Raw genomic sequence first — 351 nt, forward strand, 5'->3', positions numbered from 1 at the left:
TTGCAGCGGATGCTCGATTTTGCCGGAGGCGATGATCATGGCGCAGCCGGCCGAAGTGGCGATCTTGCCGGCATCGATCTTGGTGCGCATGCCGCCGCGCGACAGTTCCGACGCAGCCCCGCCGGCCATCGCCTCGATCTCGGGCGTGATGGCGGCAATGAATTCGAGAAATTTGGCCTGGGGATCGAGATGCGGCGGCGCCGTATAGAGCCCATCGATATCGGATAGCAGCACCAGCAGATCGGCGCCGACCATGGTTGCGACCCGCGCCGCCAGCCGGTCATTGTCGCCATAACGGATCTCGGTGGTCGCCACCGTGTCGTTCTCGTTGATGACGGGCACGGCCTTGAG

Annotated in this window: 1 protein-coding gene; it reads right to left on the reverse strand. The window is 64.1% G+C overall.

Annotated elements, in window-relative coordinates; translation table 11 throughout:
- Positions 1-342 (reverse strand): amino acid kinase family protein (locus AC1D0P_RS32835; protein ID WP_477680540.1); only part of this gene is annotated, 342 nt, incomplete at its 3' end.
- Positions 343-351 lie beyond the last annotated feature (9 nt).

This window comes from Polaromonas sp. P1_G2, from assembly GCF_056405515.1.